The 13485-nt window shown below is 71.5% G+C and carries 11 protein-coding genes; 3 read left to right on the top strand and 8 right to left on the bottom strand.

Annotated features, from left to right (window positions below):
• Nucleotides 1-75: 75 nt before the first annotated feature.
• Complete coding sequence (locus tag OG207_RS38230) at nucleotides 76-1266, bottom strand: acyl-CoA dehydrogenase family protein (RefSeq protein ID WP_329105408.1); 1191 nt, start codon at nucleotides 1264-1266, stop codon at nucleotides 76-78.
• 127 nt (nucleotides 1267-1393) lie between these two features.
• Between OG207_RS38230 and OG207_RS38225 the strand changes: the two genes are divergently transcribed.
• A complete protein-coding gene (locus tag OG207_RS38225) occupies nucleotides 1394-1945 on the top strand; it encodes a DinB family protein (protein WP_329105407.1) in 552 nt (183 codons plus the stop codon).
• Between the two features lie 204 nt (nucleotides 1946-2149).
• On the opposite strand, the gene OG207_RS38220 is transcribed toward OG207_RS38225, so the two are convergent.
• Together OG207_RS38220 and OG207_RS38215 are read right to left on the bottom strand one after the other, a co-directional pair.
• On the bottom strand, nucleotides 2150-2986 hold the full coding sequence (locus OG207_RS38220; RefSeq protein ID WP_329105406.1) for a class II fructose-bisphosphate aldolase: 837 nt from the start codon (nucleotides 2984-2986) through the stop codon (nucleotides 2150-2152).
• Nucleotides 2983-3885: an SIS domain-containing protein gene (locus tag OG207_RS38215; RefSeq protein ID WP_329105404.1), complete on the bottom strand. Its 903-nt coding sequence runs from the start codon at nucleotides 3883-3885 to the stop codon at nucleotides 2983-2985. The genes OG207_RS38220 and OG207_RS38215 overlap by 4 nt, the downstream gene beginning before the upstream one ends.
• Before the next feature lie 177 nt (nucleotides 3886-4062).
• On the opposite strand from OG207_RS38215, the gene OG207_RS38210 reads away from it, so the two are divergent.
• Nucleotides 4063-4842: a DeoR/GlpR family DNA-binding transcription regulator gene (locus tag OG207_RS38210; protein ID WP_329105402.1), complete on the top strand. Its 780-nt coding sequence runs from the start codon at nucleotides 4063-4065 to the stop codon at nucleotides 4840-4842.
• Between the two features lie 115 nt (nucleotides 4843-4957).
• Here OG207_RS38210 and OG207_RS38205 read toward each other — a convergent pair whose 3' ends face one another.
• From OG207_RS38205 to tdh, 5 genes are all read right to left on the bottom strand, one after another.
• A complete protein-coding gene (locus OG207_RS38205; RefSeq protein WP_329105400.1) occupies nucleotides 4958-5923 on the bottom strand; it encodes a M28 family metallopeptidase in 966 nt (321 codons plus the stop codon).
• 13 nt (nucleotides 5924-5936) lie between these two features.
• The gene (locus tag OG207_RS38200) at nucleotides 5937-8705 is read right to left on the bottom strand and encodes a hypothetical protein (protein ID WP_329105398.1); all 2769 of its coding nucleotides are present in this window, start codon (nucleotides 8703-8705) and stop codon (nucleotides 5937-5939) included.
• Nucleotides 8706-8994: 289 nt separating this feature from the next.
• On the bottom strand, nucleotides 8995-9909 hold the full coding sequence (locus OG207_RS38195) for a LysR family transcriptional regulator (RefSeq protein ID WP_327387049.1): 915 nt from the start codon (nucleotides 9907-9909) through the stop codon (nucleotides 8995-8997).
• Between the two features lie 48 nt (nucleotides 9910-9957).
• Complete coding sequence (locus tag OG207_RS38190) at nucleotides 9958-11166, bottom strand: glycine C-acetyltransferase (protein ID WP_329105396.1); 1209 nt, start codon at nucleotides 11164-11166, stop codon at nucleotides 9958-9960.
• A gap of 120 nt (nucleotides 11167-11286) precedes the next feature.
• On the bottom strand, nucleotides 11287-12315 hold the full coding sequence (gene tdh, locus OG207_RS38185) for an L-threonine 3-dehydrogenase (protein ID WP_329105394.1): 1029 nt from the start codon (nucleotides 12313-12315) through the stop codon (nucleotides 11287-11289).
• Between the two features lie 213 nt (nucleotides 12316-12528).
• Between tdh and OG207_RS38180 the strand changes: the two genes are divergently transcribed.
• The gene (locus OG207_RS38180; RefSeq protein ID WP_329105392.1) at nucleotides 12529-13437 is read left to right on the top strand and encodes an alpha/beta hydrolase; all 909 of its coding nucleotides are present in this window, start codon (nucleotides 12529-12531) and stop codon (nucleotides 13435-13437) included.
• Nucleotides 13438-13485: the final 48 nt, after the last annotated feature.

Genomic DNA, 13485 nt, shown 5'->3' with positions numbered 1-13485 from the left:
GAGGCTGTGTTGCGCAGGCTGATCCCGATCGTTCGCGATTGTGCGGCCCACTACCGGCTACCCGACCACGCGCGGCTAGCGGCGCACGCGCGGCATGCCGAGGCCTATCCAGGAGATGATCTCGCGCTGGATCTCGTTGTTGCCCCCGCCGAAGGTGAAGATCACGGCGCTGCGGTAGCCGCGTTCGAGCTCGCCGTGCAGGACGGCGCCCGCCGAGCCGTCCTTGAGGGAGCCGGCCGCGCCGACGATCTCCATCAGCCAGGCGTACGCGTCCCGGCGGGCTTCCGAGCCGTACACCTTGACCGCGGAAGCGTCCTGCGGGGTGAGGGTGCCGGCCTGGACCGCGCCCACCATCTGCCAGTTGAGCAGCTTCATCGCGTCGAGCCGGGCGTGGGTGCGCGCGAGGCGGCCGCGGACCCAGGAGAGGTCGATGACCCGGCGGCCGTCGGCGAGTTTCGTCGCGGCGGCCCAGCGTTGGACGTCGTGGAGGGCCCGGATGGCCATCGTGCCGTGTGCGGCGAGGGTGACGCGTTCGTGGTTGAGCTGATTGGTGATCAGGCGCCAGCCCTTGTTCTCCCGGCCTACGCGACGGCTCGCCGGGACCCGGATGTTCTCGTAGTAGCTGGCGGTGGTGTCGTGCGAGGCGAGGGTGTTGATGAGGGTGCAGGAGTAGCCGGGGTCCGAGGTCGGGACCAGGAGCATCGTGATGCCCTTGTGGGCGGGGGCGTCCGGGTCGGTGCGCACGGCGAGCCAGACCCAGTCGGCGGTGTCTCCGTTGGTGGTCCAGATCTTCTGTCCGTCGACGACGTACGTGCCGGTCTCCTCGTCGCCCTCGCGCACGGCCTTGCACTTGAGGGCGGCGAGGTCGGTGCCGGCGTCGGGTTCGCTGTAGCCGATGGCGAAGTCGATCTCCCCGGCGAGGATCTTCGGCAGGAAGTACGCCTTCTGCTCGTCGGTGCCGAACTGCATGATGGTCGGCCCGACCGTGTTGAGCGCCATCAGGGGCAGCGGTACGACGGCCTGCGCGGCCTCGTCGAAGAAGATGAACTGGTCCATCGGGGTCATCCCGCGGCCGCCGTACTCCTCGGGCCAGCCGACCCCCAGCCAGCCGTCGGCCCCGAGCCGGCGGATGGTGTCCCGGTAGAAGCGCTTCTGGGCGACCGGGTCCTCGTAGCGGGCGTAGACGTCCTGCGGCACGAGCTCGGCGAAGTAGGCGCGCAGTTCGGTGCGCAACTGCTGCTGCTCAGGCGTGTATTCGAGGTGCACGGGCCCCTCCGGGGGTCTCGCGGTCCAGCCGGTCGCTGTGGTGGCGGCGGTCAGACTAGAACCCGTTACAAGAATTCGGAAGGACCTGGGTACCGGCCGATCAGAACCGGCGTTCATACTCGCGACCATGACGAGCCCACGCAGCAGAGCGGAATTCTTCGTCGAACCCGGGCGGGACGGCCGCTTCAGCGGCCCCGCGACCGGTGACGAGCGGCGGATGCTGGTCGCCTTCCTGGCGGACCACCGCGCCACCCTGGAACTCAAGGGCGCGGGCCTGGAGCTCGAGTTGGCGCACCGGTCGGTGAAACCGTCCACGCTCTCCCTGCTCGGCCTGGTCCGGCACCTGGCCGATGTGGAGCGCCGCTGGTTCCGGCAGGTCCTGGCGGGGCAGGACGCACCACCCCGCTTCTCCTCGGCGGAGGATCCCGACGGGGACTTCGACGGAGCCCGGTCCGATCCCGCAGCGGTCGAAGCGGCCTGGGAAGCGTGGCGCACCGAAGTGGCCTTCGCCGAAACCTTCGTGGCCGGGGCACCCGATCTGGACGTCGAGGCCGTCGACGCGTGGCGCGGGAAGGTGTCGCTGCGCTGGGTACTGATCCACATGGTCGAGGAGTACGCGCGGCATAACGGGCACGCCGACCTCCTGCGCGAGCGGATCGACGGGGCCATCGGCATCTGAGGGCAACGGGGTTCCAACTCGCCCGAGACGTGGGTGCAGTGGGGTCGCCGCCGCCGCACGATGGGCCGGGCTCGCCGGTGACCGGGGCGGCCGGGTCGCTGCGCCCGTCGACGAGCCGTGCGAGGGCGGCGCCGAATTCCTCGGGCGGGTGGGCGAGGTCGTGCGTCCCCGCTGGGTGTCCGTGATCGCCGCCCCAGCCGCCCGTCAGTTCAGGGCGCCGATCATGGCCGTCGCCGTCGCCGTCATCGCCGTACGGGCCGCCGTCAGGTACGGCCGGGGGTCCGCCGGGGTCAGGTGGGTGCGGATGGCTTCGGTCATCGCCACGTTCAGGGCGGTGCCGATGTTGACCTTGCGGATGCCGCCCGCGACGGCTGCCGCGAGCTCGGCGTCCGGCAGCCCGGAGGAGCCGTGCAGGACGAGCGGGACGTCCACGGTCTTGGCCAGCCGGGCCAGCAGCACGTGGTCCAGGGCCGCGGTCCGGCTGGTCATCGCGTGGCTGCTGCCGATGGCGACGGCGAGGGCGTCGACCCCCGAGTCGGCGACGAACCGCCGGGCCTCGTCGGGGTCGGTACGGGCGCCGGGCGCGTGCGGATCGGGCGGCGCGGCGCCGTTCTTGCCGCCCACCTCGCCCAGCTCGGCCTCGATCCACAGCCCGTTGGCGTGGGCCCAGTCGGCCGCGGACCGGGTGGCTTCCAGGTTCTCGGCGTACGGGAGTTGCGCGGCGTCGTACATCACCGAGCTGTATCCGGCGTCGCAGGCCTGCCGGAGCAGCTCGGGGCTCTTGACGTGGTCGAGGTGCAGGCCGACGGGGACACCGGCGGCCTCCGCGCACGCGCCGGCGGCCCGGGAGATGGGCAGCAACTGCCCGCCGCGGAACTTCACGGCGTTCTCGCTCAGTTGGAGGATGACGGGCAGGCCGGCGGCCTCGGCCCCGGCCACGACGGCTTCGGCGTGCTCCAGGGTGATGACGTTGAAGGCGGCGACGGCCCGGCCGGCCGCGGCCGCCTCCAGGACCAGGTCACCGGCGCGGACCAGGCTCATCGGACCGCCTCCTCACCGGTGGTGAGGATCACCGAGCGCGTGAGGTTGCGCGGCGCGTCCGGATCGAGCTGCTGGTGGGCGGCGACGGCGAGGGCGAGGCGGTGTACGCGGACCAGTTCGGCGAGCGGGTCGAGGCGCCCGGGCACCCATTGGGAGCCGGTGGCGCGCACCTGTTCGGCGAGCCCGTCGGGGGCCTCGTCGAGCGACCAGGTCACGGTGCCGGGCCCGGAGACGCTGATGGGCCCGTGCCGGTACTCCATCGCCGGGTAGGACTCGGCCCAGGACAGCGAGGCCTCGCGCATCTTCAGCGCGGCCTCGTGGGCGAGTCCGACGCTCCAGCCGCGGCCGAGGAAGGTGAACTGGCCCCGGCCGGCGATGTCGGCGGGCAGCGGCTCGACGAGGGCGGTGCGGGCGTCGGCGACCACGGAGGGGGTGTGCAGTCCGACGTGGGCGCGCAACAAGGTGAGGGCGGTGGTCGCGAACCGGGTCTGCACGACGGACTGTTCGTCGGCGAAGTCGAGGACGACCAACTCGTCCGCGGCGGTCATCACCGGGGTGGCCGGATCGCCGATGACCGCGGTCGTGGGCACGCCCGCGTCCCGCAGCCCGGCCAGCAGGTCCAGCACCTCGGTGGTGGTGCCGGACCGGGTCAGGGCGACGACCCGGTCGTAGCGGCGGTGGCGCGGGAACTCGGAGGCGGGGAAGGCGTCGGTCTCGCCGTGTCCGGCCCCCTCGCGCAGCACGGCGGCCGCCCGGGCCATGTAGTACGAGGTCCCGCAGCCGACGATCGCGGTGCGCTCCCCCGGCTGCGGGAGCACCGCCCGCCGGGCCGGGGCCAGTTCGGCGGCCCGCTCCCAGCATGCGGGCTGCGTGCCCAACTCGTACGCGACGTGACTCATACAGGCTCCCTCGTGCGACAGGCGGGTCTGAATGTGTTGTGCGTGGAACGTTCTGCGTTTTCCTGCACGGTAGCTCGCACTTTCGCGCAACTTCAAGCAAACACGAGGTGATCTGCTGAGTTAGTGTCGCCGGGTAGCCCGACCGGGGCCACGGGACGAGCACGGGAGGGGCGGCCGATGACCCGCAAGGAGCGCTGGCAGGCGCTGCTGGACCTGTTGGTGGAACGGGGCGAGCTGGAAGTCGAACCGGCGGCCGAGACCCTCGGGGTGTCCGCCGCGACCATCCGCCGCGACCTCGACCAGCTCGCCGAACAGCAACTGCTGGTCCGTACGCGCGGCGGGGCGGTGCTGCACGGGGTCTCGTACGAACTCCCGCTGCGCTACCGCACCTCGCGCCGCGCCGCCGAGAAGCGCCGAATCAGCGAGGCGGTGGCGGCATTGATCGCCCCGGGCGAGGTGATCGGCCTGACGGGAGGCACCACGACCACGGAGGTGGCGCGCGCCCTGGCCGGGCGACCGGACCTGGCCCAGGGCTCGCCGGCGCTCACCGTGGTGACCAACGCCCTCAACATCGCGGGCGAGTTGGTGATCCGACCGCAGTTCAAGATCGTACTGACAGGCGGGGTGGCCCGCCCCCAGTCGTACGAGCTGACGGGCCCGCTCGCCGAGCAGGTCCTCGGGCAGCTCGCGGTGGACACGGCGGTGCTCGGCGTGGACGGCTTCGACCCGCAGGACGGCGCGGCGACCCGCCACGAGGACGAGGCCTCGATCAACCGCCTGTTGTGCGAACGCGCCCGCCGGGTGGTCGTCGCGGCGGACTCCAGCAAACTGGGCGTCCGCGCGTTCGCCCGTATCTGCGCGACCTCGTCGGTGGACGTCCTGGTGACGGACACGGGCCTGGCGGACGCGGTCGCCCGGGAGTTCGAGACGGTGGGCGTGGAGGTGGTCCGGGTATGAGCGAGGAGTGAGCGGGAGTGTGAGTAGAGGTGTAGCGGGAGTGTGAGCAGAGGTGTGAGCGGGGTGCCTCCGTGGGCGGCGCCGGCACGGCCACCGCCCACGGGGGCGCGGCGCGCTACCCCACGGCCCGCCGCGCATCGGCGAGCAAGGTCGCCAGGGTCATCCTGGTGACGTCGGCGAGGTAGCCGTAGTCGAGCGTGTCCGGCATGTCCGACGTCTCGTGGTAGTGCGGGTTCCCCTCCCCCTCGTAGGCACCGATCGTCACGTCGCCGTGCGCTTCGAACGGCATGTAGTCACTGGCGAAGATGGGGCCGAGCATGACCGGCAGTGCCGTGTGGTCCGCGGCGGCCCGCGCCATGACCACGGCGAAGGCCTTCGACGCGGCGTCATTGTCCGGCACGGCGTTCCCCTGGTCGTGCTCCACCGTCACGGAGCCGTCCGCCGGCGGCCTCCCGACCATGTCCAGGTTCACGACCCGGTAGGCCTCGCCGTCGGTGGCGTGGAGCTCCGCGGCATACTCCGTGGCACCCCACAGCCCCTGTTCCTCGCCGGAGAACGCCACGAACTGGAGGGTGGAGGACAGCGCGACGGGGGCGAGCAGGCGCGCGATCTCGAGCACCGCGGCCACGCCGCTGCCGTTGTCGTCGGCTCCCGGAGCGCGTGCCGTGGTGTTGTTCAGGTCCGCCATGCGGCTGTCGTAGTGGGCGCACACGATGATGACGGGCCGACCGGCAACCGTCCCGGGTTTGGTGCAGATCACGTTGTCGGCACTGTGCCCGGCATTGGTCCACGTGCGCCGGACCACGTCCGTGTACCCGGCCGCTTCGAACCGGCTCACGATCTCCTCGGCGGCCTCGCCGATGAGGGACGAGAAGGTGTGCCGCGTGTGAAAGGCCGCGAGTGCCTCGACGGAGTTCATCAGCTCGTCCGCCGAGACCGACTCGACCAGCGTGGTGACGAATTCGTTCTTCTGCGTATCCGCCCGCTTGCGTTCGGCCGGCGCCAGGGGCTCGGCGGCGCTGGGCGGGTAGCGCTTCTCGGGGGGTGCCAGCGGCAGCGCCGCACGTGTGTCGTGTTGCATCACGGGCCGCCTTTCAGCCGGTGTTGAGGGCGGGTTGGCAGTAGGCGCAACCGTTGTACCCGCGTGCGACCGCGTCTTCGGCACAGCGGAAGGGGACCTTGCTGCCGGCACCCAGTTTCGACCAGTACGGGCAGGTGGAGACGTGGAGCTCGCCGCTGCGCGGGTTGCCGAAGAAGAAGCCTTCGAGTTCCTTGACGGCGGTGATCTGGATGGTCATGCGGCCGGCGATCAGGCTGTCCTGGTACTGGGTGGCGATGAAGGGATAGAGGCGGAGGTGGTCGGCGTGGTGGGAGAAGTCGATGGTGATGTCGGCTGCCGCCCGGTCGTCCGCCTCGAGGCGGAAGCCGTCGACGACCGCGGTGCTGCCGCCCTTCATTTCGAGCGTCGTGCGCACGGAGCCCTTCTCGGCCACCTTGAGGTTGGTCAGCTCGGCGGACCCGACGATGCGGCTCAGCGTGCGGATCGAGATCCTGGTGTCCTCGGGCAGTGCCGTCGCGTCGAGGTGCCAGGAGCCGGAGGTGGAGGTCAGGCCGCCGCGGAGGGCGATCGTCGTGCTGGTCTTGCCGCCGGGCGCGGCCATCTGCGGCACCACGTTGCGCTGCCCCACGTTGTTGTCGAACCGGATGACCCGGTCGTGCGGCACCGGTCCGTTGAGCGTGGCGGTGATGGCGGGATCCGCAGCGCCGTGCACCACGGCCACCAGGCCCTCCTGCTCCACGATCTGCGGGGTCCAACTGAAGGGCCCGACCCGCACGGACCCACCGGGCGGGATCGGCTCGTCGATCACCAGCGTGCCCAACGACTCGAAGTGCGTGGGCCAGATCATCCCCGTGCCCGGGTCACACCGGAAGGCCTCGACCTGGAACCCGCCGCTCGACGCCGCCTGGATCCCCCGGTTGTGCACCCGCACGTAGAGGAAGTTCGGCTGGCCGTTGATGGGCGGCTCGTGACCGAGCGCGGGGTTGTCCCCGGTGCTGATGTGACGGTTGCGGACCCAGATGTCGGGGGAGGTCCAGTGCAGCGGACCGCTCGGCTGCGCGCCGAGGTCGGCGGGGTTGTCCGCGATGTAGACGTCCACCGGCCGCCGCGCCCACATCCCCTGGTTCACGAAGGCCTCGTCCATCACCTTGCTGTAGAGACCGCCGGTGAGGGCCGAGTCCGCGGTGATGCAGCCCTGGGCCATGCTGACGGCGTGCGCACGGCTCGTGGAGGAGGAGTCCGGCACGATGAGCAACATCTCCAGCATCGTCTTGATCATCTCGTCGGCGGCCGCGATCCGTACGGCGGGATCGATCGAGTCGCCGCCCATGCCCAGGTAGCACCGCCAGAGCGCCGTGCCCAGCATCGAGTTGCGGAGGTTGAAGGGGTAACTGTTGAACGCCGCGTCGTCGAACCGCTCGGAGCGGTCGAGCGTGCGCTCCGTGCTCCACTGGTCGTTCACGTTGTTGTCGAAGGGGAACGTCTCGGTGCGCCGGTGCTGACCGGGGTTGAACCGGTCCCGGTAGATGGCGGGAAGCACGTCGCAGATGCTGTGCTCGTACGACCCGGACCCGCCGTGGCTGGCACCGAGCCAGTCGAACACGCCGTGGGTGTACTCGTGGACGATGACGCCGAAGTCGGCGGCATCGGGTGCGCCGCCCTCGCCGAAGCGGATCCGCGGGGGTGTCGTCGTACCGATCCACTCGCTGTTGTCCTCGCCGTTGGCCCCCTGGGCGTCGACGTCGACCTTGACCATGTTGGCGTTGAGGGTCGTGTTTCCCAGGGTCCGGAGGTAGCGCGCGGTGGAGTCGAGCCAGTAGTAGGCGTTCGCACTCAGGAAGGCACGGTTCTTGGGGTAGGTGTCGTACGAGAAAGACGCTGACGTCTCCGCGGGTTGGGCGAAGCTCGGGGTGTCCCAGTCGTTGCACCGGAACCACTCCCCGTCGAGCCGGAACTTTCCACCGCTGGCGGGTGCGACCTCGGCCTGGACGTCGTGCCGGAAGCCGTTCAGCTTCGCCGCGCCGGACCCGGCGTGGAGCGTGCTGTCGTTCGACTCGGTGACGGGGTCGGGTGAGAAGACCTTGAGGGTGGCCGTCACGTACTTCCCCATGAGCTCGACCCAGAGCAGGGTGCCCGCAATGGCGTCCACGACGACGCGGAACTGTTCGAAGGGGCCGGTGGTCTCGACCACCAGGTCGTGCACGAGGTGCAGTGCGCCGTCCGGCTTCCTCCCCTTCTTCAGCAGCGCGACGGAAGCGGAGGGGTAGTCGCCCTCGGGCAGGGCGGGCCGGTCCGTGTCCCGCACGTAGACGAGTTCGTCCTTGATCACGTCGGCGGCTTCGAAGTCCTTCTTGAAGGGCGCGAGGGCGACCTTCAAGACGTCGGCGACCGTACGCGCGTCACCGGGGTCGGGAGCATCCGCGACGTCCATCTCCCCGGTGTGGTCGACCTGGATCACACTGGCCTGCTTGACGTCGGCAACGGCCTGGACGGTGGCGCCCACCACCGGGAGATCGTTGTGGAACTGCTGGAAGCGCACGCGCAGCGTCGCCGCGCCTTCGGTCGATTCCACCTCGCGCAGATCGATCGAGCCGGTCTTCAGGTCTCCCGAGCGCGCCGCCATGAACGAGTCGATGGCCTTGCGCGCCGTCGACGCACGGACCAAGGTCGCTCCCGGATCGAGGTATTTGCGCAGTACACCACCGGCATCCGCGTGCTCACCGACGTCGGGGACCATTCTCAGCGGCCGGTCGGCCTCCGGGCCCGGCATGTTCCTCTGCTGGTTACCGTGATCCCGAGCCATGATGTCCTCCTCAACGCACATGCGGAGGGTAAGGAAACGCATCATCAGAGCGGGTGGATGCCCCCGGGCGCCCGTCGCGTGACCGTTCCTCTTACGGGAACCGCCGTGGACTATTGGCACTCTCAGCAAAATCGTAACGTCGTCCGCCGGGTCCTGCGACGCGAGCGCGCGCCGCAAAGTCCCCCGCCCGCCCGGGAGATCGGGCTGCGGCACGGTCGGAACGCAGCTCGCACGCCATGGCGCCCGGGACCGTCCGCTCGCGGATCCGGCCGCCGGACCCGGGCGGTGCTCAGTGCGCCGGGAGCCGCTCCGACTCCCGGACCAGGGCGGCCAGGACGGGCGCGATCAGGGGGTGGGTCTCGCCGCCGCGGCGAGTGGCCGCGAAGACGCGGCGGGTGGCCGCCGGGCCCGTGACCGGGCGGACCTGGACCTCCTTGAGGTCCATGCCGCGCAGGGCCGAGCGCGGGACCAGCGCCACTCCGGCCCCCGCGCCCACCAGCGCCGTCACGGCGCGGAAGTCGTCCGAGGAGTGCACGAGCCGGGGCTGGAAGCCCGCCAGTTCGCAGGCGAGCAGCGTCACGTCGTGGCACGGGTTGCCGGGGTACTGGCCCACCCAGTCCGAGTCGGAGAGGTCGGCCAGCGACACCGCGGGCAGGTCGGCCAGCGGGTGCCCCGAGGGCAGGACGGCGTCGAAGGGTTCCGCGTACAGCGGGAGGACGGACAGCCGCGCGTCGTCGGCGCCCGGGCCGCCCCGGTACTCGACGGCCAGCGCGAGGTCCGCCTCGCCGTCCAGCAGCTGCGGCAGGCTCTGGTCACCTTCCGCGTCGCGGACCCGCAGCCGGATGCCCGGCCGTTCCAGCGCGAGCCGGGCGATGGCCGGGGCCAGTACTTCCGCGATGCCCGTGGCGAAGGCGGCGACGGTGACCTCGCCCGCCGAACCGCCCGCGTACGCCGCGAGTTCCGCCTCCGCCCGCTCCAGCTGCGCGAGCACCTCGTGCGCGTGGCCGAGCAGGATCTCACCGGCCGCCGTGAGCCGTACGCCACGACCGCTGCGGGTGAGCAGCGCGTGGCCCGTCTCCTGCTCCAGCGCAGCGAGCTGCTGGGAGACGGCGGAGGGGGTGAGGTACAGGGCTGCGGCCGCGGCGGTCACCGTACGGTGGTCCGCCACGGCCCGCAGGATGCGCAGCCGGCGGGGGTCGATCACCCCACCATTGTCTCAGGGTGCACGGCCCCCTCCGACCTCCCGTTCCCCTCAGGCCCCAGCGGTGCCGAGGGCGGCGCGGGCGTCGATGAAGGCGGCCACCGCGCGCTCGACGTCGGCCGTCGAGTGGGCCGCGGAGAGCTGGACGCGGATGCGCGCCGCGCCCATCGGCACCACCGGGTAGGAGAAGCCGATCACGTACACGCCGCGCTCCAGGAGCAGCTCCGCCATCCTGGCCGCCTCGGCCGCGTCGCCGATCATGACCGGGGCGATGGCGTGGTCGCCGGGCAGGATCTCGAAGCCGGCCTCGGTCATCTTCGTACGGAAGAGCGCGGTGTTGGCGGCGAGGTGTTCGCGCAGGTCACCGGCCGACTCCAGCAGGTCGAGGACCTTGAGGGAGGCCGCCGCGATGACCGGGGCGAGGGAGTTGGAGAAGAGGTACGGGCGCGAGCGCTGGCGCAGCAGCTCCACGATCTCGGCGCGGGCCGCGACGTAGCCGCCGGAGGCGCCGCCGAGGGCCTTGCCGAGGGTGCCGGTGATGATGTCGACGCGGTCCATGACGCCGTGCAGCTCGGGGGTGCCGCGTCCGCCGGGGCCGACGAAGCCGACGGCGTGCGAGTCGTCGACCATGACCATGGCGTCGTAGCGTTCGGCCAGGTCGCAGATCTCCGCGAGCGGGGCGACGTAGCCGTCCATGGAGAAGACGCCGTCGGTGACGATCAGCTTGCGGCGGGCGCCGCCCTCGGTGGCTTCCTTCAGGCGGGCTTCGAGCTCGGCCAGGTCGCGGTTGGCGTAGCGGAAGCGGCGGGCCTTGGAGAGGCGGATGCCGTCGATGATCGAGGCGTGGTTGAGGGCGTCGGAGATGACCGCGTCCTCGGCGCCGAGCAGGGTCTCGAAGACGCCGCCGTTGGCGTCGAAGCAGGAGGAGTAGAGGATCGTGTCCTCCTGGCCGAGGAAGGCCGAGAGCCGCGCTTCCAGCTCCTTGTGCACCTCCTGGGTGCCACAGATGAAGCGGACGGAGGCCATTCCGTAGCCCCAGCGGTCCAGCGCGTCCTTCGCCGCGGCGACGACCTCGGGGTGGTCGGCCAGCCCCAGGTAGTTGTTGGCGCAGAAGTTGAGCACCTCGCCGGCGGCGCCGCCCGAGGTGACGGCGACGGCCGCGTTCTGCGGGGTGCCGATGACGCGCTCGGGCTTGTGCAGGCCGGCGGCGCGGATCTCGTCGAGGGTGGAGCGCAGGTCCTCGCGGACGGTCTCGAACATGGTGCGGTTCTCCTTGTGCGGCGGAGGGCGACGAGGGAGGGGGCCGGGCCCCGCGGAGGGGGGAGGGTGGCGGGGCCCGGCCCGGAGGGAGGTGGTTCGGGAGGTGTGGCCGGCGGGTGGTTACGCCGTCCAGTCCAGGATGATCTTGCCACTGCGGGCGGTCGAGGCCTCGTCGAAGGCGGCCTCGAAGTCGCGGTGCGAGTAGCGGCCGGTGATGACCGGGCTCAGGTCGAGCCCGCCCTCGAGCAGCACGGTCATCGCGTACCAGGTCTCGAACATCTCACGGCCGTAGATGCCCTTGATCGTGATCATCGAGGTGACTACCTTCGCCCAGTCGACCGGGAACTCCTGCGCGGGCAGGCCCAGCATGGCGATCCGGCCGCCGTGCGTCATGTTGTCGATCATGTCGCGCATGGCCTCGCCCCGGCCGGACATCTCCAGGCCGATGTCGAAGCCCTCGCGCAGGCCGAGCTTGGCCTGCGCCTCGGCGATCGAGGACTCGGCCACGTTGACGGCGAGGGTGGCGCCCGCCTTGCGGGCGATCTCCAGGCGCTCGGGGCTGACGTCGGTGATGACCACGTTGCGCGCGCCGGCGTGCTTGGCCACGGCCGCCGCCATGATCCCGATCGGGCCGGCGCCGGTGATCAGCACGTCCTCGCCGACCAGCGGGAAGGACAGCGCCGTGTGCACGGCGTTGCCGAAGGGGTCGAAGATCGCGGCTACGTCCAGGTCCACGGGGGTGCGGTGCACCCACACGTTCTGGGCGGGCAGGACGACGTACTCGGCGAAGGCGCCGTCGCGGCCGACCCCGAGCCCGATCGTGCTGCGGCACAGGTGGCGGCGGCCGGCCAGGCAGTTGCGGCACTTGCCGCACACCAGGTGGCCCTCGCCGCTGACCAGCGCGCCGACCTCGATGTCCTGCACGTCCGCGCCGAGCGCGGCGACCTCGCCGACGAACTCGTGACCGAGGACGAGGGGGGTCTTGACCGCGCCCTGCGCCCAGCCGTCCCAGGAGCGGATGTGCAGGTCGGTTCCGCAGATGCCGGTGCGCAGCACCTTGATCAGCACGTCGCCGGGGCCGTATTCGGGCTCGGGGACGTCCATGAGCCACAGGCCGGGTTCTGCCTTGTGCTTGACGAGTGCCTTCATGGGGTGGCTCCAGGCATGCGGAAGGGTACGCCGCGGGCGAATGAACCCGAACGGCGGCGGTGACGTGCACCAATCTGCCGATCGGTGCGGTGATCAGTCCATCGAGACTTTCTTAAACGGGTCGACAGCGCAGCTTCACGCCTATGCTCCTCCCGTGACGGGGAAGGGGCTCGCGCTGGGGACGGCGCGAGGGAAAAAGGGGAGGTGAGGGGCGTGCCGAGTCTGCGCAGCAGGGCGCTGTCGGTGGCGCTGATCGCGGCGGGACGGCGAAGACGGTACGCGAGCGCGGAGGCCGTCCGGGCCACGGTGGCGGAAGCCGCCCGCCGACCGGCCTCCCATCTGCCGCCGCGGTCGCTGGGGCGGGTCGCCGACATCTCGCGGACGTTCGTCGGGGCCTGGCCGGTGTACGACGTCTCCCCGCTCGGGGCGGAGCCCGCGGCCCACGTGCTGTACGTGCACGGGGGCGGCTACGTCCACGAGCTGGAGCGCCCGCACTGGGCACTGATCCGGACCCTGGTCACGCAGGCGCGGGCGCGGGTCGTCGTGCCCGCGTACATCCTCGCTCCGCGCGGTACCGCCGACCGGACCGTCCCGGTCGCCGCCGACCTGCTGAGCGGTCTGATCGCGAGCGGCGGCTCCGGCGGGACGGTGCTGATCGGTGACTCGGCCGGGGCCGGGTTGGCACTGGCGGCCGCGCAGCGGCTGCGCGACCGCACCGGGGACCAGCCGTCCCGGATCGTGCTGATCTCGCCCTGGCTGGACGTGACCATGAGCCATCCGGACCAGGCGGCCCTCGAGGCGGCCGATCCGCTGCTGGCCCGCCCGGGGCTGCTGGAGGCCGGCCGGCTGTACGCCGGAACCCTGGCCGCCGAAGATCCCCGGGTGAGCCCGCTGCACGGTGGTTTCGCCGGCCTGGCGCCGATGACGGTGTTCACCGGGACCCGGGACGTGCTGACCACGGACAGCCGGGAGCTGCTGCGTCGGGCCCGTGCGGACGGGGCCGAGGTGGAGTTCCACGAGGCGGCGGGGCTGCCGCACGGGTACCCGCTGCTGCCCGTGCCGGAGGGGCGGGCGGCGCGCGAGCGGATCGTCGAGCTGATCCGGTCGACGGCAGAGCTCTGAGGAAACGGCGGTGACGGCGGTGACGGCGGTGACGGCGGTGACGGCGGT

It is taken from the genome of Streptomyces sp. NBC_01439 (genome assembly GCF_036227605.1).
Classification (GTDB): Bacteria; Actinomycetota; Actinomycetes; order Streptomycetales; family Streptomycetaceae; genus Streptomyces.
This window is presented reverse-complemented; position numbering and strand designations above follow the sequence as displayed.